The organism is Kribbella swartbergensis (assembly GCF_054784135.1).
This window is the reverse complement of sequence record NZ_BAAGPM010000014.1, coordinates 204,571-227,445: the sequence shown is the minus strand read 5'-3', so window position 1 is coordinate 227,445 and position 22,875 is coordinate 204,571. Positions and strand designations below refer to the sequence as shown.

The 22,875-nt window shown below is 70.2% G+C and carries 19 protein-coding genes; 9 read left to right on the top strand and 10 right to left on the bottom strand.

The features are described from left to right. Positions 1–47 precede the first annotated feature (47 nt). The 5 genes from ACYVOK_RS07880 to ACYVOK_RS07860 all read left to right on the top strand — a co-directional run bounded on the left by ACYVOK_RS07880 (position 48) and on the right by ACYVOK_RS07860 (position 8,260). On the top strand, positions 48–1,772 hold the full coding sequence (locus tag ACYVOK_RS07880) for an NAD(P)/FAD-dependent oxidoreductase (protein WP_460661604.1): 1,725 nt from the start codon (positions 48–50) through the stop codon (positions 1,770–1,772). Beyond that, positions 1,765–3,144 (top strand): adenylate/guanylate cyclase domain-containing protein, encoded by a 1,380-nt coding sequence (locus ACYVOK_RS07875; protein ID WP_460661603.1) that lies wholly within the window; start codon positions 1,765–1,767, stop codon positions 3,142–3,144. The genes ACYVOK_RS07880 and ACYVOK_RS07875 overlap by 8 nt, the downstream gene beginning before the upstream one ends. 81 nt (positions 3,145–3,225) lie before the next feature. Further along, positions 3,226–5,619, top strand: a complete 2,394-nt coding sequence (locus ACYVOK_RS07870) for a lamin tail domain-containing protein (protein ID WP_460661602.1) — start codon at positions 3,226–3,228, stop codon at positions 5,617–5,619. 65 nt (positions 5,620–5,684) lie between these two features. Beyond that, complete coding sequence (gene msrB / locus ACYVOK_RS07865; protein ID WP_460661601.1) at positions 5,685–6,101, top strand: peptide-methionine (R)-S-oxide reductase MsrB; 417 nt, start codon at positions 5,685–5,687, stop codon at positions 6,099–6,101. Between the two features lie 131 nt (positions 6,102–6,232). Then, entirely contained in the window at positions 6,233–8,260 is a 2,028-nt protein-coding gene (locus ACYVOK_RS07860; protein WP_460661600.1) for an AAA family ATPase, read from the top strand. Between the two features lie 4 nt (positions 8,261–8,264). On the opposite strand, the gene ACYVOK_RS07855 is transcribed toward ACYVOK_RS07860, so the two are convergent. The 5 genes from ACYVOK_RS07855 to hemE are packed head-to-tail and all read right to left on the bottom strand — an operon-like array spanning position 8,265 to position 12,302. Beyond that, positions 8,265–8,612: a VOC family protein gene (locus ACYVOK_RS07855; RefSeq protein ID WP_460661599.1), complete on the bottom strand. Its 348-nt coding sequence runs from the start codon at positions 8,610–8,612 to the stop codon at positions 8,265–8,267. A 49-nt stretch (positions 8,613–8,661) separates the two neighbouring features. Continuing rightward, the gene (gene hemQ / locus ACYVOK_RS07850) at positions 8,662–9,357 is read right to left on the bottom strand and encodes a hydrogen peroxide-dependent heme synthase (protein WP_460661598.1); all 696 of its coding nucleotides are present in this window, start codon (positions 9,355–9,357) and stop codon (positions 8,662–8,664) included. Further along, positions 9,354–10,763 (bottom strand): protoporphyrinogen oxidase, encoded by a 1,410-nt coding sequence (hemG, locus tag ACYVOK_RS07845; RefSeq protein ID WP_460661597.1) that lies wholly within the window; start codon positions 10,761–10,763, stop codon positions 9,354–9,356. Before hemG ends, hemQ begins: the two co-directional genes overlap by 4 nt. Further along, the gene (locus tag ACYVOK_RS07840; protein ID WP_460661596.1) at positions 10,760–11,245 is read right to left on the bottom strand and encodes a GNAT family N-acetyltransferase; all 486 of its coding nucleotides are present in this window, start codon (positions 11,243–11,245) and stop codon (positions 10,760–10,762) included. Before ACYVOK_RS07840 ends, hemG begins: the two co-directional genes overlap by 4 nt. Then, complete coding sequence (gene hemE, locus ACYVOK_RS07835; protein ID WP_460661595.1) at positions 11,232–12,302, bottom strand: uroporphyrinogen decarboxylase; 1,071 nt, start codon at positions 12,300–12,302, stop codon at positions 11,232–11,234. Before hemE ends, ACYVOK_RS07840 begins: the two co-directional genes overlap by 14 nt. A 141-nt stretch (positions 12,303–12,443) precedes the next feature. Here hemE and ACYVOK_RS07830 point away from each other — a divergent pair, with 141 nt between their 5' ends. Then, a complete protein-coding gene (locus ACYVOK_RS07830; RefSeq protein WP_460661594.1) occupies positions 12,444–13,046 on the top strand; it encodes a DUF3000 domain-containing protein in 603 nt (200 codons plus the stop codon). Next, a complete protein-coding gene (locus tag ACYVOK_RS07825) occupies positions 13,043–14,305 on the top strand; it encodes a ribonuclease D (RefSeq protein WP_460661593.1) in 1,263 nt (420 codons plus the stop codon). The genes ACYVOK_RS07830 and ACYVOK_RS07825 overlap by 4 nt, the downstream gene beginning before the upstream one ends. Positions 14,306–14,311: 6 nt before the next feature. On the opposite strand, the gene ACYVOK_RS07820 is transcribed toward ACYVOK_RS07825, so the two are convergent. Genes ACYVOK_RS07820 through ACYVOK_RS07810 form a run of 3 tightly spaced genes read right to left on the bottom strand, consistent with a single transcriptional unit; the run spans position 14,312 to position 16,210 of the window. Further along, complete coding sequence (locus ACYVOK_RS07820; protein ID WP_460661592.1) at positions 14,312–14,800, bottom strand: glutathione peroxidase; 489 nt, start codon at positions 14,798–14,800, stop codon at positions 14,312–14,314. Beyond that, complete coding sequence (locus ACYVOK_RS07815) at positions 14,797–15,468, bottom strand: dienelactone hydrolase family protein (protein WP_460661591.1); 672 nt, start codon at positions 15,466–15,468, stop codon at positions 14,797–14,799. Before ACYVOK_RS07815 ends, ACYVOK_RS07820 begins: the two co-directional genes overlap by 4 nt. A 58-nt stretch (positions 15,469–15,526) precedes the next feature. Then, positions 15,527–16,210: a hypothetical protein gene (locus ACYVOK_RS07810; protein WP_460661590.1), complete on the bottom strand. Its 684-nt coding sequence runs from the start codon at positions 16,208–16,210 to the stop codon at positions 15,527–15,529. A 188-nt stretch (positions 16,211–16,398) separates the two neighbouring features. Between ACYVOK_RS07810 and ACYVOK_RS07805 the strand changes: the two genes are divergently transcribed. Together ACYVOK_RS07805 and ACYVOK_RS07800 are read left to right on the top strand one after the other, a co-directional pair. Continuing rightward, positions 16,399–17,592, top strand: coding sequence for a thiolase family protein (locus ACYVOK_RS07805; protein WP_460661589.1), 1,194 nt, complete (start codon positions 16,399–16,401; stop codon positions 17,590–17,592). Continuing rightward, positions 17,589–19,700, top strand: a complete 2,112-nt coding sequence (locus tag ACYVOK_RS07800; RefSeq protein ID WP_460661588.1) for a 3-hydroxyacyl-CoA dehydrogenase NAD-binding domain-containing protein — start codon at positions 17,589–17,591, stop codon at positions 19,698–19,700. Before ACYVOK_RS07805 ends, ACYVOK_RS07800 begins: the two co-directional genes overlap by 4 nt. 281 nt (positions 19,701–19,981) lie before the next feature. Here ACYVOK_RS07800 and ACYVOK_RS07795 read toward each other — a convergent pair whose 3' ends face one another. Together ACYVOK_RS07795 and ACYVOK_RS07790 are read right to left on the bottom strand one after the other, a co-directional pair. Further along, positions 19,982–21,292, bottom strand: a complete 1,311-nt coding sequence (locus ACYVOK_RS07795; protein WP_460661587.1) for a peptidase MA family metallohydrolase — start codon at positions 21,290–21,292, stop codon at positions 19,982–19,984. A 63-nt stretch (positions 21,293–21,355) separates the two neighbouring features. Continuing rightward, a complete protein-coding gene (locus ACYVOK_RS07790) occupies positions 21,356–22,837 on the bottom strand; it encodes an amino acid permease (RefSeq protein ID WP_460661586.1) in 1,482 nt (493 codons plus the stop codon). Positions 22,838–22,875 lie beyond the last annotated feature (38 nt).

The window sequence follows — 22,875 nt, the reverse complement described above, 5'->3', positions numbered from 1 at the left end:
CGTTTTGTCCATTGCCCATCGGTGCGGGCGGATTTACCGTCACAAGCATGGGAGGGGAGCCCGGGGGAAGGTCCAGCCTGCGTGAGGCGCGGCCGCTGCTGCTGGTGGTCGACGCCGATCCCGTGCGGCTGGAACGTTGTGAGACAGAGCTCGAGCGGGCGTTCGGAGTCGATTTCCGGGTCCGCGGCGAGCTGACCGCGGCCGCCGCGTCGGACTGTCTGCGGCGCGCACACGAGCTGGAGCAGCGGGTGGCCGTCGTCCTGGTCGATCACGCGCTGCCGGACGACGATCGGGCCGACGTCTTCGACGTGGCGCGGACCGCGCATCCGGACGCTCGGCGGGCGCTGCTGATCGAGTGGGGGTCGTGGGCGGACCGGTCGACCGCCTCGGCGATCCTGTCCGCGATGGCGGTCGGGGACATCAACTACTACGTGCTGAAGCCGTGGATCGAGCGGGACGAACTGTTCCACCGGACGATCGCGGAGTTCATCCAGGAGTGGTCCAGGTTCGAGGTCGCCAACCTGCGTGAGGTGGTGGTGATCGCGTCCGGCCATTCCGTGCGCGGCCAGGCGATCCGCAGTCTGCTGGCCCGCAACGGGATTCCGAGCGCGTTCCGGGCCAGCGGTTCGCCGCTGGCAGAGGCGGCGCTGCGCTGGATCGGCGAGCCCGATCCCGGTGACGGTGTCCTGGTCTGGATGCCGGCGGTGGGCGGCCCGATACTGCGGAACCCGACCGATGCCGAGATCGCCGAGGCGTGGGGGGTGCCGACGACCCTGGCCGACGGCGAGGACTCGTTCGACGTCCTGGTGATCGGGGCCGGGCCGGGTGGGCTCGCGGCGGCCGTGTACGCGTCGTCGGAGGGCCTTCGGACGCTGGTGGTGGAGCGGGAGTCGATCGGCGGGCAGGCGGGGACGAGTTCGCTGATCCGGAACTATCTGGGCTTCTCCCGTGGCATCCGTGGCTCCGAACTCGCCCAGCGCGGGTATCAGCAGGCGTGGGTCTTCGGCGCGCACTTCGTGCTGATGCGGTCGATCGTCTCGCTGGAGAAGGAGGACGACCACTTCCGCGCTGTCATCGGTGAGGTGGGTGAGGTGACGGCACGGGCGGTCGTGCTGGCGACCGGGGTGTCGTACCGGCGCCTCGAGGTGCCGTCCCTGGAGAAGCTGATGGGCAACGGCGTGTACTACGGCGCGAGCGTGTCGGAAGCCCATGGCTTACAGGGGCTCGACGCGGCTGTGGTCGGTGGCGGGAACTCCGCCGGACAGGCGGTGTTGCATCTGGCCCGCTACTGCCGGCAGGTGACTTTGGTGATCCGCGGCAACGATCTGTCCGCGACCATGTCGCAGTACCTGATCGACGCCATCGACGCCGCGCCCAACGTGGCGCTGCATGCCAACAGTGAGGTCGTCGGTGGTGGCGGCGACGGCCGGCTCGAGCACGTCGTACTGCGCGATCGGCTGACCGGTTCCGAGGAGTCGCTCCCGGTCGACGGGTTGTTCGTGATGATCGGCGCGGTACCGGGTACGGACTGGTTGCCGGACAAGGTCGGCCGGGACGCTCGTGGTTTTGTACTGACCGGCTCGGATGCCGCCGCGGATCCGCAGTGGAACGAGTCGCGGCCGCCGCAGCCCTACGAGACGACGCTGCCTGGGCTCTTCGCGATCGGCGACGTCCGGTCCGGTTCGGTCAAGCGGGTGGCGTCGGCCGTCGGTGAGGGGTCCGTGGTGGTGTCGCAGATCCACACGCATTTGAAGGCGTCCGCAGATGCCTGAACGGCGGTTCGTCTACACGCCGGCGATGGTCGGCCTGACCGTGCTGGTCTTGCTGGTACCGCTGGCGGGGTTGCTCCTGGTGTTGCGGCGACCGCAGTTGGACGTGCACTGGGAGCACCACCCCGCGCACTTCTGGCTGGTGCTGCTGACTGCGGTGCTGAGCGCCGTACTGGCCTACGCGACCGGCGCCGCGGCCCTGCGACGTGGTGATCCTCGCGTGCTGATGGTGTCGCTGGCTTTCCTGTCGGCGGCCGGGTTTCTCGGCTTGCACGCACTCGCGACACCGAAGGTGCTGCTCGACACACCGAACGCCGGCTTCACTCTGGCGACACCGGTCGGTGTGGCGTTGGGCTCGGTGTTCGCAGTTCTGTCGAGCCTGAACATGACCGGCGGGCGCGTCGTCACCGCTGTCCGCTGGGGACGGTGGCTGCGCGCGGGATTGCTTGTCCTGATGGCCTTGTGGGCATTGGCCTCCGTACTGCGGTTGCCTCCGCTGCACGGCACCGCCGTACCGGAAGTTGCCGGCGGCATCCTCAGCGCGCTTGCCGTACCGGCGGTGTTGCTCTACGCGATCGCGGCCGGCCGCTACTGGCGGAACTGGTCGGAACGGCCGTCGCTGATGCTGTTGTCGATGATCGCGGCGTTCGTGCTGCTCGCCGAGGCGATGGTCGCGCTGGTGTTCGCCCGGAACTGGGCGTTGTCGTGGTGGGAATGGCACGTGCTGATGCTCGCCGCGTTCGTCCTGGTCGTGGCCGGCGTCCGCATGCAGTGGTACGAGGAACGCTTCGCCGACCTGTACCTCGAGGACACGGTGTCCGGACGGCGGGAGCTGAGCGTGCTGTTCGCGGATCTGCAGGGGTTCACCACGTTCTCCGAGAACCACGACCCGGCCGAGGTCACCGCGATGCTCAACACGTACTTCGAGGTCGTCGTGCCTCCGGTGGTACGGCGTCACGGCGGCGACGTGGACCGGATCATCGGCGACGCGTTGATGGTCACGTTCAACAAGCGCGGCGACCAGCCGGACCACGCGGCGCGAGCCGCCGCGGCCGGGCTCGCGCTGCAGGAGGCGGCGGCGGAAGTCCTGAAGGCACACCCGGAGTGGCCGCGGTTCCGGGTCGGCATCAACAGCGGCGTCGCCTCCGTCAGCCTGCTCGGCACCGAGGGCGGCCGCACCCACACCGTCATCGGCGACACGGTCAACGTCGCCTCCCGGATCGAGGGCAAAGCCCCCGGCGGCGGCGTGGCCATCGGCCCGGCCACCAAGGCCCTGCTGCCCGAGGCCGTGACCGAGTCGCTGGGCCTGGTGGAGCTCAAGGGCAAGGCCGAGCCGGTCGAGGTCTACCGCCTGGTCGCCCTGTCCCGCGAATGATCACCCGTGCCTTTCCGCGGCGCACCTGGTGTTCACGCGTTGGACCTTGGCCGGGACCAGTACGGGTGTGAGAATCCGGCCATGTCTGCCCAGAACCGACCACGGCGCCGCCTGGGCGCCCTCGTGGTCACCTCAAGTCTCGTCTGCTCCGGTGCCGCGGTCGCACTCGCCGCCGCACCGGCGGACGCCGCCTCGTCCACCGTGGTCATCACCGAGGTGTACGGCGGTGGCGGAAACACCGGGGCGCCGTACACGCACGACTTCGTCGAACTGACCAACAACAGCTCGTCGCCGGTCGACCTGACCGGCTGGTCGATCCAGTACGCGTCGTCGAGCGGCACCTCCTGGGCGAACAAGATCACCCTGACCGGCTCGATCGCGCCCGGCGGGGTCTACCTCGCGCAGGGCGCCTCCGGCGGCGCCACCGGGCAGCCGCTGCCGACCCCGGACGCGACCGGCAGCGTGAACATGTCCGCGTCGTCCGGGAAGGTCGCCCTGGTCACCTCGACCACGAGCCTGACCTGTACGACGGGCTGTGCGACCGCGCCGGGTGTGGTCGACTTCGTCGGCTACGGCGCGGCCAACGACTTCGAGACCGCGGCGGCGCCGGGTACGTCGAACACCACGTCCGCCACCCGCAAGGACCCGACCAAGGACGCGGACAACAACAGCACCGAGTTCGCCGCCGTCAACCCGTCGCCGAAGACGCTGACCTCGACGCCGCCCGACCCGGACCCGATCGACGCGAAGATCCGCGACATCCAGGGCTCCGCGCACCTGTCGCCGCTGAACGGCAAGCTGGTCGGCAACGTCACCGGCGTGGTCACCGTCGTCGGCCGGAACGGGTTCTGGTTCCAGGACCCGCAACCCGACACCGACCCGGCCACGAGCGAGGGCCTGTTGGTGTTCACCGGCTCGGCCCCGACCGTGAACGTCGGCGACGCGGTGACGGTCCAGGGCACGGTCGCCGAGTTCCGTCCCGGCGGATCGGTCGGCACCGACAACCTCACCACCACCGAGATCACCAACCCCCGGGTCACCGTCACCGGGACCGCTGCCGTGCCGGCGCCGACGATCGTCGGCCCGGGTGGCCGGGTCCCGCCGTCGACGGTGATCGACGACGACTCCAACGGCGACGTCGAGACCACCGGCACGTTCGAGCCGGCGACCGACGGCCTGGACTTCTGGGAATCGCTGGAAGGCATGTGGCTCGGCATCGACGAGCCGCAGGTCACCGGTCCGACCAGCTCGTTCCGTGAGCTGTCCGTCGTACCGGCAGGTTCCACGGTCCGGACGGTCCGCGGCGGCATCGTGCTGCAGAAGGCCGACAGCAATCCCGAGCGTGTGCTGCTGGACGACGTACTGGCGCCGATCCCGACCGCCAAGACCGGCGACACGCTGGCCGGGGTCGTGACCGGCGTACTGGACTACTCCTTCGGCAACTTCAAGTTCCTGCCGACGCAGACGCCGACCGTGGTCGACGGCGGTGTGACGCGGGAGACGACCAAGGCCTCGTCGCCGCTGCAGGTGTCGGTCGCCACGTTCAACGTGGAGAACCTCGACCCGTCCGACGGCGACGCCAAGTTCGACGGGCTCGCGCAGGCGGTGGTTCGCAACCTCGCGGCTCCGGACATCATCGGGCTGGAGGAGGTGCAGGACAACGACGGCGCCACGAACTCCGGTACGACGGCCGCCGACGTGACGCTGAACAAGCTCGTGGCCGCGATCGTCAAGGCCGGCGGACCGGAGTACGCCTGGCGGCAGATCGACCCGGTGAACAACGCCGAGGGCGGCGAGCCGGGCGGCAACATCCGGGTCGCCTTCCTGTACCGCACCGACAAGCCGGTCAAGTTCGTCGACCGTCCCGGCGGCGGGTCCACGGTCGCGACCACGATCGTCACCGACCGGTTCGGCCGGCCGCACCTGAGCGCCTCGCCCGGCCGCGTCGACCCGGCCAACCCGGCGTGGGAGGCCGCCCGGGTCCCGCTCGCCGGCGAGTTCAAGTGGCACGGCCAGAGCCTGTTCGTCGTGGTCAACCACTTCAGCTCCAAGGGCGGCGACGACCCGCTGTGGGGCCGCACCCAGCCCCCGGTCCAGGTGACCGCGGCGAAGCGGCACCAGCAGGCCCAGTCGGTCCGCCGGTTCGTCGACCAGATCCTGGCCGAGGACACCGGCGCGAACGTGATCGTGCTCGGCGACATCAACGACTTCGACTTCTCGCAGACGACGGACATCCTGGTCGGCTCCGGCAAGACCGCGCTGATCGACATGCCGCGGACACTGCCGCCGAGCGAGCGCTACAGCTACGTCTTCGAGGGCAACAGCCAGATCCTCGACCAGATCCTGATCTCGCAGAACCTGCAGCCGGCGTCGTCGTACGACATCGTCCACATGAACGCCGAGTTCCCCGACCAGATCAGTGACCACGACCCGCAGGTGGTGCGCGTGGTACCCCTGCCGTCCTGGCACCGGTGATTGCGGGACTCTTACGGGCGGCGCCCGGGCGGGGTTTTCCTTGTCCGGGCGCCGATACTGGGATCGTGACAGATGACACGAAGCAGTACGCCGTACAGAAGTCCGAGGCGGAGTGGAAGGCGCAGCTGACGCCCGCCGAGTTCCACGTACTGCGCCAGGCCGGCACCGAGCGGCCGTTCACCGGTGAGTACACCGACACCAAGACCGTCGGTGTGTACAAGTGCCGGGCGTGTGATGCCGAGCTGTTCCGCAGCGAGACCAAGTTCGACTCCCACTGCGGCTGGCCGTCGTTCTACGCGCCGCTCGCCGAGGACCGGGTCGAGTACATCGAGGACCGCACCCTGGGCATGAAGCGCGTCGAGGTCCGCTGCGCCAACTGCGGCTCCCACCTCGGCCACGTCTTCGAAGGCGAGGGCTACCCCACCCCCACCGACCAGCGCTACTGCATCAACAGCATCAGCCTCACCCTCGAACCCTCCTGACCCGCCCGGCGCACCACTGACGGCCGCGGCACGCCGGCGATCACCCGACCCCGGCCACGGGGCACCGTGGCCGGGGTCGGCTGGTTGAGCACTAGACTCGGCGGGCGGTGGCTGTGGTGGAAAGGGATTGCGTGGCTGACGAGACGCGGTGGCGGCGAGTGCTCGATGTTCTTGCTGCAGAGCGGCCGTGGGAGGTTCCGGAGGTCTGGCTGGGTAACGTCCGCCGCCAGTTGCGCGCCTGGGCCAACGACCCGCGGACGTTGCGACCGCCCCGAGCCGACGCCTTCCCGGGCTTCGTGAAGGGCACGCCGGCCGCTGTGTGGTTCACCCATCAGGTCGCACCGCTGCTGACCGGCTGGATTCCTGTGCTGCACGGTGAGTACGCCGACATCTCCGCCGAGCTGACCCGGGACTTCTACCGGCCGTCGGCCCGATTCGGCGGCGCCGGCCACGTGGTCCACAGCGCGGCCACCGACTGGCCGCTGCAGGTGATCTCCGGCGCGCGGAGCTTCCGTGAGCAGGGCCGCCGCCAAGCGCTGCAGCTGTCGCGGGACGTGGTCAGCCTGTTCGTCGACGCGCCGCCGATGGCCGCCCGGGCCCGGGCTCTGACGACCGCGTTCGACCGGGTGCTGGCCGATCGCGAGGCCACCCGCATGCACGTCACCGCCGACTACGAGACGATCGTCCAGTTCTGGCGGACCAGCGCACTCCACGACGACGAGCGGGCGCTGCTCCCGGAGCTGGCCGGCTCCGGCTCGGCTCTGCGCTACTCGCTCAACACGCTGCGGAACGCACACGCCAAGCTGTTCATGGCGAACCCGGACGACGACGCCGGCGACTTCGCCCAGCTCCTGGCCCGGCTGATCCGCGCCGGCGGACTCACCGGCCTTCCGCCGGCGGTGGCCAAGATCCTGGGCAGTGCCGGCCAGGACGTCGAGCGGGCCCTGGCCGAGACCAGGAACGGTTTCGACACCCACACCTGGCTGGCCGCCAACACCGAGTGGCTGGCCCGCGCCGTGCGCCACGACCAGCAGGCACTCGCGCGGTCCTGGGCGGCCGCGGCCACTCGGGTGTCGGTCCACCTGGCCGGCGTGCTCGCGGACGGACCGTGGCCGGAGCCGCAGGTCCCGGACCTGACCGCACTCTTCGATCTGCTCGACCGCCAGCGCCGGCAGGCGGTCGAGGCGGGTTCGCAACGCAAGACCGAGGCCGTCCCCGAACCGGTGGCGGCCATCGCCCCCGTGGCCAATCGCGCGCCGGCCCGGCCGGAACCCGCGGACACCTCGCTGCCGGAGCCGGTCGACCTCAGCGCCGACCCGCTGGCCGAGCTGGACTCGCTGATCGGGCTGGAGTCGGTCAAGGACTCGGTCCGCCGGATGGTGGCCGAGATCAAGACCAACCTGCGCCGCAAGGAGCTCGGCCTGCCGAGTCACGAGCGCGCCCGGCACATGGTGTTCGTCGGCAAACCCGGTACGGCGAAGACGACGATCGCCCGGTTGCTGAGCCGGATCTACAAGCAGCTGGGCGTGCTGGAGAAGGGTCACGTGGTCGAGGTCGACCGCTCCGACCTGGTCGGGTCCACCGTCGGCACCACCGCGCCGATGACCGCGGCCAAGTTCCGCGAGGCGCTCGGCGGGGTGCTGTTCGTCGACGAGGCCTACACGCTGGTGCCGGAGAACAGCCCCGGCGACTACGGCCTCGAGGCCGTCGCCACCATCCTGAAGATGATGGAGGACCACCGCGACGAGTGCGTCGTGATCGTGGCCGGCTACCACCGCGAGATGCAGCGGTTCATGGAGTCCAACACCGGCCTCGCCTCGCGCTTCCCGAAGCTGCTGTCGTTCAGCGAGTACACCAACGACCAGCTGGTCGCGATCTTCGAGCTGATGGCCCGGCAGAAGGGCATGGTCTACACCGACGACGTGCTGGACGTGGTCCGCGGCGTCATCCCGCCCGCTCCCCGCGGCCACAACTTCGGCAACGGCCGGTTCATCCGGAACGTGCTCGAGGAAGCCATCTCGAACCAGGCGACCCGGCTCTCGGAGCGCGACCCGGACAGCCTGACCGAGCGCGACCTGCGCGAACTCCTGCCCGAGGACGTCAAGGCTCCCACGTCGATGAGGGCCGAGGACTACCTGCTCCAGCGGCCGGGGACCTGACGACTCACACCGGCGTGGCGAGGGCGACGGGGTTGTGGTCGGGGTCGGCGATGTACGCCTGCCGTTCGCCCCACGGCATCGTCGCCGGTTCCTGGAGGACCGTGTAGCCGGCCGCGCGGAACGACTCCACCGCGGCCTCGACGTCGTCGACGTACACGAAGAGCTCGAAGCGGGGCGCCGTACCGACGGTGATGCCGAGCTGGGCCTCGGGCCAACCGGCGTCGGACAGTCCCAGTGAGGAGTCGCCGCGTTCCAGGCCGACGTAGTGCGGGTCGCCCTCGAGCGGGAACTGGTACGTCGGCTCGTAGCCGAGCAGGGCGTAGAAGTCGATGGACCGGCGTACGTCACTCACATAGAGGACGGGGAACGCCTTGCGATGCCCAGAGTGAGACACGACGTGCTCAGGCGAGGTTGGCGACCAGCTCGCTGAGCTCGGTCCGTTTGCCGGTGTAGAACGGCACTTCCTCGCGCACATGCCGCCGGGCCGCCGAGGCGCGCAGGTCGCGCATCAGGTCGACCATCCGGTACAGCTCGTCCGCCTCGAAGGCCAGCATCCACTCGTAGTCGCCGAGCGCGAACGAGGCCACCGTGTTCGCCCGGACGTCCGGGTACCCACGGGCCATCTTGCCGTGCTCGGCCAGCATGGCCCGCCGCTCCTCGTCCGGCAGCAGGTACCACTCGTAGGACCGCACGAAGGGGTACACGCACACGTACGCGCGCGGCTCCTCGTCGGCCAGGAACGCCGGGATGTGGCTCTTGTTGAACTCGGCCGGCCGGTGCAGCGCCAGCTGGGACCAGATCGGCGCCAGGTGCCGCCCGAGCCGGGACCGGCGCAGCCCGTGGTACGCCTTCTGCAGCGCATCCGAGGACGGCGCGTGCCACCAGATCATGAAGTCGGCGTCGGCCCGGAAGCCTTCGACGTCGTAGAAGCCCCGGATCACCACGTCGTCGGCCGCCAGCTTCCCGACGAGGTCCGACAGTTCGGCGGTCAGCTCGTCCCTGTCCGCGTCACCCAGTGGCGTCTCGACCTTGAAGACCGACCACATGGTGTAGCGGATCACATTGTTCAGCTCACGCGCCTTCGGCTTCTCTGTCACGGAGCCATTGTCTCCAATGCGTTCAGGTGATCCTGCACCCGGGTCGCCGCCTTGCCGCCGGAGGCCACACACGCAGCGATCCCCACGCCCCGGTACGCCGCTCCGCACACGGCCAACCCGGGCACTGCCGCGACAGCCGCCTCCACACGGTCCACACGGTCGAGGTGCCCCACGGCGTACTGCGGAAGCCCGCCGCCCCACCGCGTCACCAGAGAGCCCACGACAGGCGCCTGCAGGCCCACAGCACGCCGCAGATCCGCGGTAGCCAGCTCCACCAACTCCTCGTCGGACCGCTGGAGCACGTACTCCTCCCCCAGCCGCCCCACCGAGGCCCGGAGTACTGCGAGGTCTTTACCGGCGTCTCTCGACCACTGCCACTTCGCATGCGAGTACGTCGAGGCCTTGATCGTCCGGCCCTCCACCGACGGCACCAGGAACCCGGAGCCCGTCGCCGCAGCCGGCCAGTCCCGCTTACGGACAGCCAGCGTCACGATCGCCATACTCGCGTAGTCGATGGTGGCCAGCTCCGCCGACGCTGCAGGCACCAGCTCCGACAGCATCCGGGAGGCAGGAGTCGCCGGCACGGCGACGATCACCGCATCCGCCGTGACCAGCGTCGGAGCCGGCACCGGTCCGGCCTCCAGCGCGAACCCGTGAGCCGTCCGGGTGATGCGCCGTACCGCCAACTGACGACTGATCTCGACGCCCTTGGCCGTCAGGTCCTTCTCGAGGCCGGAGATGAGCCGGTTGACCCCGCCCACGATGCCCGCGAACACGGGCTGACCCGCCCGCCGCTGACCGGCTTCCCGCAGTTCGGCGGTCGCGGCGAGCAGGCTGGGCGCGGTGTGCAGCTTGGCGTACAGCTCCGGCACGGCGGCCGCCAGCGAGATCTCCTCGGCCCGCCCGGCGTACACCCCGCCGAGCAGCGGGTCGATCAGCTTGTCCGTGACCGCCGGCCCCATCCGCTCGGCGACGAACCGTCCGATCGCGACGTCCTCGGTGAGCGCGGGCGCCGGCAACTCCGCCTCGTGCGCGACCGCCTCGGCGGCGGAAGCACCCAGTACGTCGGCCGTCGCGGCGGCGTCCACCGGTACGCCCATCACGGTCGGCGGGATCGCCCGGATCCGGTCACCGATCCAGAGCCCGGCCGACGTGGTCGCCGGGTGCACGATGTCGTCACCGAGTCCGACCGCCTTGATCAGGTCGACCGCCTCCGGCCGCCGGGCGAGCACCGACTCGGCACCCAGGTCGACGGGCACGCCTTCGAGCACGTCCCCGGCCAGCTTGCCGCCGAGCCGCGGCGAGCCCTCCAGCACGGTGATCCGCGGCGGATTCGGCCCGGTCGCCAGCGCGTGCGCGGCCGCCAGCCCGCTGATCCCACCACCAACCACGACGACCGTGGTCACAGCTCCACCTCGTACGTCTTCTGTCCGCCGGCATCGCTGACCTGGCGGAAACCGGCCCGCGTCAGCACCGCCTGCGATGCCAGGTTGCCGCTCGAGGTTCCCGCTCGCAGAGCGGTCAGGCCGTACTCGGACGCAGCCAGTCTCCCGATCGCCAGCACGGCGGCCGTGGCGAGCCCCTTCCCGGCGGCCTTCTGCGCGATCCGGTAGCCGAGCTCGGCCGAGCCGTCCTCGATGTCCACGAGGTTCACCCGGCCGACCACCGCGCCGGTGTCGTCCACCAGCACGTGGAACCGGCAGACTCCGGCCTCCTGCTCGGCGAGCAGGGCCGCGTGCCGGACCGCGAACTCCTCGAAGTACGCGTCACCACGGTCGGCAATCGACGCCGCGAAGTACGCCCGGTTCTCCTGCTCGAAGGCCAGGACAGCGTCCGCGTGCCGCTCGGTCAGGCGCTCCAGCCTTACCTTGTGGTCAGGCAGGTACACGGGCCGACTCCTCGTGGACGTACCGGACGATGCGGTGCAGGACCTCGGGATCGGCGTCCGGCGGCACCCCGTGACCGAGGTTGAAGATGTGCCCCGAGGCCGCCTTCCCCTCGGCGAGGATGCGGTCGATCTCGGGCCTCAGCGCGTCCCACCCGGCGAACAGCAAGGCCGGGTCCAGGTTGCCCTGGACCGGCTTCGGACCGCCTCCGGCCGCCGTGATCCGGCGTACCGCCTCGTCGAGCGGAACCCGCCAGTCGACACCGACGACGTCCGCGCCGGCCTCGCTCATCAGGCCGAGCAGCTCACCCGTGTTCACCCCGAAGTGCAGCCGCGGTACGCCGTACGACGCCAGCGCCTCGAACACCTTGGCGGAGTGCGGCTGCACGAACTGCGCGTAGTCGCGCGCCGAGAGCCCGCCGGCCCACGAGTCGAACAGCTGGATCGCGGACGCGCCCGCCTCGATCTGCACCGCCAGGTACGCGATCGCCACGTCGGCCAGCCGGTCCGCCAGGGCATGCCAGAGCTTCGGGTTGCCGTGCATGAGCGCCTTGGTCTTGGCATGGTCCTTGCTCGGGCCGCCCTCGACCAGGTACGACGCCACCGTGAAGGGAGCCCCGGCGAAGCCGATCAGCGGCGTCCCGCCGAGCTCGGAGACCAGTTGCTTCACCGATTCCGAGGTGTACGGGACGTCCGCGGGCGTCACCGGGCGGACCGTGTCGAGGCCGGCCGCGTCCCGGACCGGCGTGGCCACGACCGGGCCGACACCCGGCTTGATCTCGATGTCGAAACCGACCGCCTTCAGCGGCAGCACGATGTCGGAGTAGAAGATCGCCGCGTCGACGCCGTAACGGCGTACCGGCTGCAGCGTTATCTCCACGACGAGGTCGGGCCGCATACAGGACTCGAGCATCGTGGTGCCCTCGCGGACCGCGCGGTACTCGGGCAGCGAACGCCCCGCCTGGCGCATGAACCACACCGGCGTGTGCGGGCCGGGCTCGCCCCGGGCCGCGAGCAGGAAGGGAGAACGGTCGAGCGCAGCGGACGGTGTCGAGGGCACCCCTCGATGATCCCACGCCACCTCCGCCCCGGTCACACGCGGTCACGGCAGCCAAGGGCGGCGCCGGAGGCCCGGCCAACAGCACAGCTACCGGCGCGTCGTCGCCAGCGTCTGTGAGTAATCAGTCGTAGGCTGCGAAGCATGGGTGCCCGCAAGCAGGTCGACGCGCCACCCGCGGAGTTCGCCGAGGCAGTGACGCAGTTGCGCGGTGCCCGGTACCGGCCCGAGGTCTTCGTCGAGGAGATGCCCGCGCCGCAGCGGATCGCACCGCACGCGGCCGCGGTCAGCGCCGACGTGACGGTCGACGGTGACGACGTCGCCACCGGCCGTCTGGTCGTCCTCTACGACCCGGACGGGAACGACGCCTGGCAGTCGACCTTCCGCTGTGTCGCGTACGTGCGTGCGGCCGTCGAGCCGGAGATGGTGACCGACGCGCTGCTCGGCGGCGTGGGCTGGACCTGGCTGATGGAGGCGCTGACCGACCGGGGTGCCGATTTCCTGGCCCCGAGCGGTACCGTGACCAGGGTGGTATCGGAAAGTTTCGGTGGCATGGCCGACGACGAGGCGACGGCGGAGATCGAGATCCGCGCGTCCTGGAGTCCCGTGCCAGGACCTGGTGGGCTGGTGGACGTGACCCGGCACGCGGAGGCATGGGGCGAGGTGCTCTGCACGGCGGCCGGCCTGCCGCCGGTGCCGCCGGGGGTGGTGGCGATGCCGACCCGGCGTGGACAGCGGGGCCGATGAGCCCGGCCGAAACCCAGCAGCCGCCTGTCCCGGACGACCCGACCGCGCACCTGCCACTGCTCGAACTCCGTGACGGCCTGTCCGAGGTCGTCGACACCGACACCGCACTCGGCGAGGTGATCGAGGCGTTCCGGTCCGCCACCGGACCGGTGGCCGTCGACGCCGAACGCGCGTCCGGCTATCGGTACTCGCACCGCGCGTACCTGGTCCAGCTGCGCCGCGAGGGCGCCGGCTCGGCCCTGGTCGACCCGATCCCGTTCGGCGACCTGTCCGCGCTCGGCGACGCGATCGTGGACGCCGAGTGGATCATCCACGCCGCCAACCAGGACCTGGCCTGCCTGGCCGAGGTCGGGATGGTGCCGCGGAAGGTGTTCGACACCGAACTGGCCGGCCGCCTGCTCGGGTACCCGAAGGTCGGACTCGCCTCGCTGGTCAGCGAGGTGCTCGGCTACCGGATGCGCAAGGAGCACTCCGCGGCCGACTGGTCGACCCGCCCGCTGCCAGGACCGTGGCTGATCTACGCCGCGCTCGACGTCGAGATGCTGATCGAACTGCGCAACGCGATCGAGGCCGAGCTGCGCCGTGAGGGCAAGTGGGAGTGGGCCGAGCAGGAGTTCGCCGCGATCCTGTCCGCTCCCCCGCGGGAGCCAAAGCCCGACCCGTGGCGGCGGACGTCGGGGATGCACCGCGTCCGCAACCGCCGGAGCCTGGCCGTCGTCCGGGCGCTGTGGGAGGCCCGCGACCAGATCGCCGCGGCCGCCGACATCTCGCCCGGCCGGATCCTGCCCGATGCCGCGATCGTGGAGGCCGCGTCGGCGATGCCGGCCGACCGGGACGCGCTGCAGCGGCTGACCGCGTTCAAGGGCCGCGGCGCCCACCGCCACATGCGCACCTGGTGGGAGGCCATCGACCACGCCCGGCGACTGCCCGAGTCCGAGCTCCCGAAGCAGGGACCCCGGTACGACGGCCCGCCGCCGGCCCGGGCCTGGGCCGACCGGGACCCCGACGCGGCCGCTCGCCTGTCGGCCGCCCGGGCCGCTGTCGGCGAGATCGCCGAGGCACACCGCCTGCCGACCGAGAACCTGATGGCGCCGGACACCATCCGCCGCCTGGCCTGGTCGCCGCCGGCCAACCTGACGGTCGAGGTCGTCAGCGCGTTCCTGCGCGACCACGGCGCCCGCGAGTGGCAGATCGGCCTCACGGCCGAGGTCCTCACGGACGCCATGGCAGCCGAAGCCCCGGCGAAACCGCTCGACTAGCCCGGTCTACGCCGGCAACTGGGCCTCGATCGCCTCGACGACCTCGGGCGACTCCGGCTGGGTGCCGGGGCGGAAGCGCGCGGCGACCGTGCCCTCGGGGCTGATCAGGAACTTCTCGAAGTTCCACTGGACGTCGCCGGCCTCGCCCGCCGCGTCCGGGGTCAGGGTCAGCTCGGCGTACAGCGGGTGCCGGCCGTCGCCGTTCACCTCGAGCTTCTCCAGCATCGGGAACGTCACGCCGTACGTCGTCGAGCAGAACGTGGAGATCTCCTCCGCCGTCCCCGGCTCCTGGCCGCCGAACTGGTTGCACGGGGCACCGAGGACGGTGAAGCCGCGGGACGCGTACTTCTTCTGCAGGTTCTCCAGGCCCTCGTACTGCGGGGTGAGGCCGCACTTCGACGCGACGTTCACGATCAGGACGGCCTTGCCCTTGTACTCACCGAGGGAGGTGGGCGCGCCGGAGAGGGTGGTCAGCGGGATGTCGTACAGGCTCATTCGGATCCTTGGGAGGTCGGAAGATGGCGGGACAGGAACGCGACGGTACGGCGCCACGCCAGCTCGGAGGCCTCGGCGTGGTGGAACGCGGGCAACGGGTTGTCGAAGGCGTGCCCGGCACCGGGATAGCGATGGATCTCGGCGTCGTCACCCAATGACGGGATCACCGCGTCGGCGTCGAGGTAGGGGTCGTCGTCGCCGAAGTGGTGGAGGCTGGTCGCGGTGACCTTGGGCGCCAGACCGAGCAGCTGCGGCAGGGCCGAGCCGTAGTAGCTGATCAGCACGTCAGGCGACGACACCGCGGCCACGTTGAAGCCCAGGCCGCCGCCGAAGCAGAACCCGATCACACCGGTGCCCTGCTCGCGACTGCGCAGGTACTCCAGCACCGCGACCGAGTCCGACACGGCCTGGTCCCAGTTGAGCCGGCCGGCGATCGCCATCGCCTTCTCCAGCAGGTCGGGCGCGGACTCGTCCAGCTCGGTGTCGTCCAGCCGCCAGTAGATCTCCGGTGCGACCACGTAGTACCCGAGATCGGCCAGGTCCTGACCGCGCTGCTTGATGTAGTCCGAGACGCCGAAGATCTCCTGCAGCAGCAGGAGACCCGGGCCGGACCCTTCCCAGACGTGGACGGGCATCAGCCCCGAACCCGTATCGATTTCGAGAGTCACGCAGCCGAGCCTAGTCGCCGGGCTCGCGGGAGCCCGGCGACACCGACGGAACCGAGCCTCAGCGGAGCTCGATCGGCTGCCGGTCGGCCTGGGTCACCGGCTGGACGGGTGCCGGCTGCGGCATCCAGGCCTTGCACTCGTCGATCGCCGCGGTGAGCAGGTTGTACAGCCGGTCGTCCGGGTCCGGCACACAGGCCTGCGAGATGCCTTCCACGGCGCACGACACGGCCCGTGGCGCGGTCCGCCTGGCGAAGTCCGGCGTACTGCGGTGGGCCCGGGAGGTGAAGGATCGCGCCCACTTGGCCGCGGCCGGGACGGACTCCAGCGCCTCGAGTGACGCCGGCTCGAGGTCGTCCAGCGGACGCCCGTCCAGCGTGGCCAACTGCTTCTCCCCCACCAGCAGGGCGACTGCCAGGATGTACTGCCGCTCCTGCGACACGATCGGCAGCGCGTGCTGGATGCAGCGCGCGGTCACCCGCGGTACGACGTGCGGATCGTCCGGAGTCAGCCCGATCACCGAAGGGATGAGCGGAGCCAGCCGGGCCCGGCCGGCGTCCGTCGTACAGTCGTTGACGTCCCGGGCGACGCCCGCCAACAGCGGATGGGTGCAGGCCGGGTGGTCCGACCAGGGCTCGCCCGCCAGGTAGGACGCGAACTCCATGAAACAGGCGCCTTTGCGCGGGTTGCGGTGCTTGCCGCGGCTCAGCACCGGTACGGCGAGATCAAGGTTGTTCTTGTTCATCGAACGGCTCCAGACACACGTACCTTTCCACCAGCATGCGCCGATTCCGCGCCGTGCGCCACGGGTTACGGCCGCTGTGACCACACCGCTGTGTTGTGTGAGCAGCCGCACAGTCCCGCCTGCTTTGGGACTTCTGTTACCCACGGGTAGCATCGAGGCAGCTTTTCCGACCCCCAGAGGAGGGCCTCGTGCCCCGTGAGATCCGCGATGTCGTGTTCGTCGACGGCGTTCGCACCCCGTTCGGTAAGGCCAAGGGCCAGTACGCCGAGACGCGCGCCGACGACCTGGTGATCAAGTGCATCCGGGAACTGCTGCGGCGGAACCCGTCCCTGCCGCCGGAACGGGTGGACGAGGTCGCGATCGCGGCCACCACCCAGATCGGCGACCAGGGCCTGACCATCGGCCGGACCGCGGCCCTGCTGGCCGGTCTGCCGAACACCACGCCCGGCTACGCGATCGACCGGATGTGCGCCGGCGCGATGACCGCGGTCACCACGACCGCCGCGGGTATCGCGTTCGGTGCGTACGACGTGGTCGTGGCCGGCGGTGTCGAGCACATGGGCCGGCACCCGATGGGCGAGGGCGTCGACCCGAACCCACGGATCGTCGCCGAGAAGCTGGTCGACACCTCCGCGCTGGTGATGGGGTCGACCGCGGAGAACCTGCACGACCGGTTTCCCACCATCACCAAGCAGCGCGCCGACGCGTTCGCCGCCGCCTCCCAGGAGAAGGCGGCCAAGGCGTACGCGAACCACCTGATCCAGCCCGATCTGGTCCCGGTCGCGACCCGGTCGGCCGAGCAGGGCTGGGGCTACGCCACCTCCGACGAGCCGATGCGCCCGGGGACGACGGTCGAGGACCTGGCCGGCCTGAAGACGCCGTTCCGCCCGCACGGCCGGGTGACCGCGGGCAACTCGGCCGGGATCAACGACGGCGCGACCGCCTGTGTGCTCGCCTCCGCCGCGGCCGCCGAGGAGCTGGGCCTGACGCCGAAGATGAAGCTGGTCTCGTACGGTTTCGCCGGTGTCGAGCCCGAGGTGATGGGTGTCGGGCCGGTGCCGGCGACCCAGAAAGCACTGCGCCTCGCCGGTCTGACCATCGACGACATCCAGGCCTTCGAGGTGAACGAGGCGTTCGCCGTCCAGGTGCTGGCGTTCCTGGAGCACTACGGCATCGCCGATGACGACCCGCGGGTCAACCCGTACGGCGGCGCGATCGCCTACGGTCACCCACTGGCGTCCTCCGGCGTACGCCTGATGAACCAGCTGGCCAAGCAGTTCGAGCAGCGCCCCGAGGTCCGCTACGGCCTCACCACCATGTGCGTCGGCCTCGGCATGGGCGGCACGGTCATCTGGGAGAACCCGAACTGGGAGGCGAAGTGAGCTTGCAGGAACTCATCGACAGCGCGGTCGCACTGTCGGACGACGAGGTCGTCACGCTTGCGCACTCCCGGGACGTGGTGCTGCCCGGGAAGGCCGGCACGATGGCCCTCATCACGCTCGACAACGGGCACGACCACACGAAGCCGAACACGTTCGGCCCCAAGGGCCTGGCGTCGCTCAACGCCGCGATCGACGCCGCGCTGGCCCGCGACGACATCGCCGCGATCGGTGTCACCGGCAAGCCGTTCATCCTGGCCGCCGGTGCCGACCTGACCGGCGTACCGAAGCTGACCGACCGGGAGCAGGCGCTGAACCTGGGCCGGATCGGGCACGGCGTGATGCGCAAACTGGTCGACGGCGGCAAGCCGTCGTTCGCGTTCGTCAACGGTGTCGCGCTCGGCGGCGGTCTGGAGGTCGCGCTGCACGCGCAGTACCGGACCGTCTCGGCCGCCGCCGGCATGCTGGCGACGCCGGAGGTGTTCCTCGGCTTGATCCCGGGCTGGGGTGGCAACTTCCTGCTGCCGAACCTGATCGGCGCCGACAACGCGGTCAAGGTCGTCGTCGAGAACGCCCTGAACCAGAACAAGATGCTCAGCGGCCCGGAGGCGGTGAAGCTCGGCATCGGCGACGTACTGCTCGACTCGGCCGACTTCCTCGAGCAGTCACTGGTGTGGGCCTCCAAGGTGCTGACCGGCGAGGTCACCGTGGAGCGGGCGGAAATCGACCGCGGTGACGCCTGGGATGCCGCGGTTGCCCGGGGCAAGGCATTTGCCGACCTCAAGGTGAGCGGTGCGGCCCCGGCGCCGTACCGGGCGCTCGAGCTGATCGCGGCGGCGAAGGACAACGATCGCGATCGGGGGTTCGCGGCGGAGGACGAGGCGCTCGCGGACCTGATCATGAGCGAGGAGCTGCGCAGCGGCCTCTACGCCTTCGACCTGGTGAACAAGCGGGCCAAGCGTCCGGCCGGCGCGCCGGACAAGTCGCTCGCCCGGCCGGTGAGCAAGGTCGGCGTGGTCGGCGCCGGCCTGATGGCGGGCCAACTTGCGCTGCTGTTCGTCCGGCGGCTCGAGGTTCCCGTCGTACTCACGGACCTCGACCAGGAGCGGGTGGACCGCGGTGTCGGGTACGTGCACGGTGAGATCGACAAGCTGCTCGGCAAGGGCCGGATCCGGCCCGACAAGGCGAACCAGCTCAAGGCGCTCGTCACCGGCTCGGTGGACAAGGCGGTCTTCGCGGACGCGGACTTCGTCATCGAGGCGGTGTTCGAGGAACTGCAGCTGAAGAAGACGATCTTCGCCGACCTGGAGAAGATCATCCGGCCGGACGCCGTACTGGCGACGAACACCTCGTCCCTGTCCGTCACCGAGATGGCCGCGGACCTGGAGCACCCGGAGCGGGTGGTCGGGTTCCACTTCTTCAACCCGGTCGCGGTGCTGCCGCTGCTGGAGATCATCCGCGCGGACCGGACCGACGACGCGACGCTGGCGACCGCGTTCGCGGTCGGCAAGGCGCTGAAGAAGTCCTGTGTGCTGGTCAAGGACGCGCCGGCATTCGTGGTGAACCGGCTGCTGACCCGCTTCCTCGGCGAGGTCAGCGCGGCGGTCGACGAAGGTACGCCGATCCCGGAGGCGGACAAGGCGTTGTCGGCGCTCGGCCTGCCGATGCCGCCGTTCGTGCTGCTGCAGCTGGTCGGGCTGCCGGTCGCGCTGCACGTGGCGGAGACGATGAACCGGGCGTACCCGGACCGGTTCGCGGTGTCGGAGAACCTGGCCAAGGTGGTTGCCGCAGGCAAGAGCTCGTTCTACCTGTGGCCCGAGGGCAAGCCGGTGGTGGACCCGGAGGTCGAGGGGCTGGTCACGGTCGGCGACAAGCCGTCGACGGCGGAGGAACTGCGGACCCGGGTGCTGACCGCGCTGGCCGAGGAGATCCGGATCATGCTCGAGGAGGGCGTGGTCGCGGAGGCACAGGACATCGACCTGTGCCTGCTGCTCGGCGCCGGCTGGCCGTTCCACCTCGGCGGCATCACGCCGTACCTGGACCGCACCGGCATCTCCGAGAAGGTCAACGGCTCCCGCTTCCTCCCCCAAGGCACCGCCGGCCTGACCTGACCAGACCGCTGGGGGTCGGTACGACCCCGGAAGCCCGCTCCGGCCCCCAGCACCTTCCCGTTGCGCCTTCCCTCCGCGGGCACCACCCGTTCCGGAAACCGCCGGTGGTGCTGGGGCGTGAGGGCGCGGGCGAGGTGGTGTCGTCGGCCGATCCCCCCGCCGCCACGAGCACCGGCCCCCCGGCGCGTCATCCCGCCCGGGACGAGGACCTCCTGGTCCCGCGGGAGGCCGCCTTGGCTCAACTCCCCCGCCCCCGAGCGAAGCGAGGGGGCGGGGGCTTTTCAGCCCTTGTACTTCTTGACTGCTGCGACCAGTTGGGCGGGGGTTTTGCCTGTGTGTTTCTTCAGGATGGTGGTGTAGGCGGTCTGGCTGGTGTTGTGCCGGGCCATGTCGGTGTAGAGGTCCGCCACACCCTTCTCCCCCAGCTCGTCGACCAGGTACGCCGTGATCCACCAGCTCTGCCCGTAGGACCGGTCCCCGGCGGCGTCGAACTCCGCCCGCGTCGGCAGCACCTTCATCGACGGCAGGTACTTCGTCCGGACCGTCTTCCGGTAGGGATCCACGGTCCACTGCGGATCGTCCTCGATCGACGCGCACCGGACGTACTCCGCGATGCCTTCGACCAGCCAGATCGGCGTCCGCACCCCCAGCTGGAGGGTCGCGACATGCGTCATCTCGTGCACCAGCAGATCCTCGTCCAGCTGCTTGCGGACAGCCGGGTTGACGACGATCCGGCTGCTCACCGGCGCCACCGACTTCTCCGCCCACGGGTCACCGTCGTACAGCGAGACCGCCTTGGCCGCGATGGTCCAGCCGTAGCCGCTGCCCGCCGTCCAGACCGTCGCCATCACCCGCGGCTCGGACATCGCGACCACCATCACCGAGCCGCTCCACGGTCGCCGCCAGTGCCGTCGTACGCCGTCGACCGCGCTCTGGGACACCTTGGCGATCTTCTGACCGAGCGCCTGCTCACCCTTGTCGACCACCACGACGACTCGGCCGCGGCGGATCACCGCGATCTCCTGGAAGTCCCAGGGCTGCCGATGCCCGTCCGGGCTGAGCGTCTCCTCGATCGCGCTGTCGTCCACCAGGACCCAGGTCCCGCCGCGCTGGACGAAGGCGTACCCGAGGTCCGTCTGCACCGGTTTCGCGTCCAGGCCGTGCAACTGGTAGCGCATCATCACCCGGGTCGAGAAGACGTCGGCGCCGTACTTGCCGATCAGCACCTTCGACGGCCGCTCGTCCGCGACGACGTACTTCAGCGTGGTGAACCGGAACTTCCGCAGGTTGGTGAACAGCATCCGCTGCCGCGCCACGAGTTGCTTGTGCTGCGGGTCCACCGCCGCGAGGAAGCCTTTCAGGTCACCCTTCAGCACCGCCGCGGAACGCTTGGCCAGGACCGCATCGACCTCGGTCTTGCGAGCCGCCTGCTGCCCCTCGGTCAGCTGCCCCGGCGTGGCCGTGGCCTTGATCGCGGACACGCTGCTGCCGGCCGTCGAGCCGCCCTCCTGGAGGCGTACGGCGACCACGCCGGACGTCCCCGCCAGGAGCAGCGCGGCAAGACCTGCGAACAGGCGCCGCGGATGCTTCATCGTCTCCCCCTCCAGTGGCCGGCTGACGGATCGTACCGTCAGCCGGCCCTGCATCGTCCAGGCCTACGCCCGCGTGCTCTCGCCGGTGCGTTCCTCGATACCGACCCGGCTCTTGCGGTAGCCGTAGACGAAGTAGAGCAGGAAGCCGAGCACCATCCAGACGGCGAACCGCAGCCAGGTCTCGATCGACAGGTTCAGCATCAGGTAGACGCAGATCGCCGCCGACAGAATCGGGATCACCGGGTTCCACGGCACCCTGAACGAGCGATGGATGTCCGGCCGCCGCCGGCGCAGCAGCGGCACCGCGATCGAGACCAGGGTGAACGCGGCCAGCGTGCCGATGTTCACCATCTCCTCCAGCTTGCCGATCGGGGTGAGCCCGGCGACGATCGCGACCAGGATGCCGATCCCGATGGTCAGGCGGTACGGCGTACCCCACTTCGGATGCGTCTTGCCGACTTCGCGCGGGATCAGGTGGTCGCGGCTCATCGCGAACACCACCCGGGCGGCGCCGATCATCAGCGTCAGCACCACGGTGGTCAGACCGGCGACCGCGCCGGCGGAGATCAGCGTCGCGAAGCCCGGCCGCCCGACCGAGCGGAACGCCTCGGCCAGCGCCGCCTCGCTGTTGATGTCGGTGTACTTGATCATGCCGGTGATCACGATGCAGACCAGCACGTACAGCACGGTGCAGATCGCCAGCGAGCCGATGATGCCGCGGGGCAGGTCGCGCTGCGGGTTGCGCGCCTCCTCGGCGGTGGTGGCGACCACGTCGAACCCGATGAACGCGAAGAACACCAGGGACGCGCCCGCGACGATGCCCATCACACCGAAGTGCGACGGGGCGAACCCGAACAACGCCTGGAACAGCGGCGTGGTGACGGTGACCTCCGGATCGGGCGTCGGCACGCTCGGCGGGATGAACGGCGACAAGTTCGAGCCCTTGATGTAGAACAGGCCGGCCACGATCACGAACAGCACCACGAACAGCTTGATCGCGACCAGCACCAGGTTGACCCGCAGCGACTCCTTGATGCCGATCGTCGCCAGCGTCGCCAGGACCAGGACCAGCAGCATCGCGAGCACGTTGACACTGCTGTCCGGCCCGATCGACTCCGGCCAGCCCAGTCCGATCTGTTCGAGGAACAAGGCGGCGTACGACGACCAGCCCTGGGCCACGACGCTTGCCCCGAGCATCAACTCCAGCAGCAGGTCCCAGCCGATGATCCAGGCGAAGATCTCACCGAGGGAGAAGTACGAGAAGGTGTACGCCGACCCCGACACCGGCACCGTGGACGAGAACTCGGCGTAGCACAGCGCGGCCAGGGCGCAGCAGATCGCGGCGAGCACGAACGAGAGCGCGATCCCCGGCCCGGCGTACGTCTTGGCGGCCCGGCCGGTCAGGGTGAAGATGCCGGCACCGATGATGACGCCGATCCCGAAGACCGTCAGATCGACGGCGGTGAGGCGTTTCTTGAGCTGGTACTCCGGCTCGTCGGTGTCCGCGATCGACTGCTCGATCGTCTTCTTCCGCAACAGACTCATCTGCGCCTCCTCGACATGGACGGAACCATTCGAGACTG

Bases quoted from the DNA above. Each gene is read 5' to 3' on its own strand.
- ACYVOK_RS07875 (WP_460661603.1), top strand. From the start codon at position 1,765: ATGCCTGAACGGCGGTTCGTCTACACGCCGGCGATGGTCGGCCTGACC.
- ACYVOK_RS07830 (WP_460661594.1), top strand. From the start codon at position 12,444: ATGGGTGCCCGCAAGCAGGTCGACGCGCCACCCGCGGAGTTCGCCGAG.
- ACYVOK_RS07870 (WP_460661602.1), top strand. From the start codon at position 3,226: ATGTCTGCCCAGAACCGACCACGGCGCCGCCTGGGCGCCCTCGTGGTC.
- ACYVOK_RS07880 (WP_460661604.1), top strand. From the start codon at position 48: ATGGGAGGGGAGCCCGGGGGAAGGTCCAGCCTGCGTGAGGCGCGGCCG.
- ACYVOK_RS07820 (WP_460661592.1), bottom strand. From the start codon at position 14,800: ATGAGCCTGTACGACATCCCGCTGACCACCCTCTCCGGCGCGCCCACC.
- ACYVOK_RS07825 (WP_460661593.1), top strand. From the start codon at position 13,043: ATGAGCCCGGCCGAAACCCAGCAGCCGCCTGTCCCGGACGACCCGACC.
- ACYVOK_RS07795 (WP_460661587.1), bottom strand. From the start codon at position 21,292: ATGAAGCATCCGCGGCGCCTGTTCGCAGGTCTTGCCGCGCTGCTCCTG.
- ACYVOK_RS07790 (WP_460661586.1), bottom strand. From the start codon at position 22,837: ATGAGTCTGTTGCGGAAGAAGACGATCGAGCAGTCGATCGCGGACACC.
- ACYVOK_RS07810 (WP_460661590.1), bottom strand. From the start codon at position 16,210: ATGAACAAGAACAACCTTGATCTCGCCGTACCGGTGCTGAGCCGCGGC.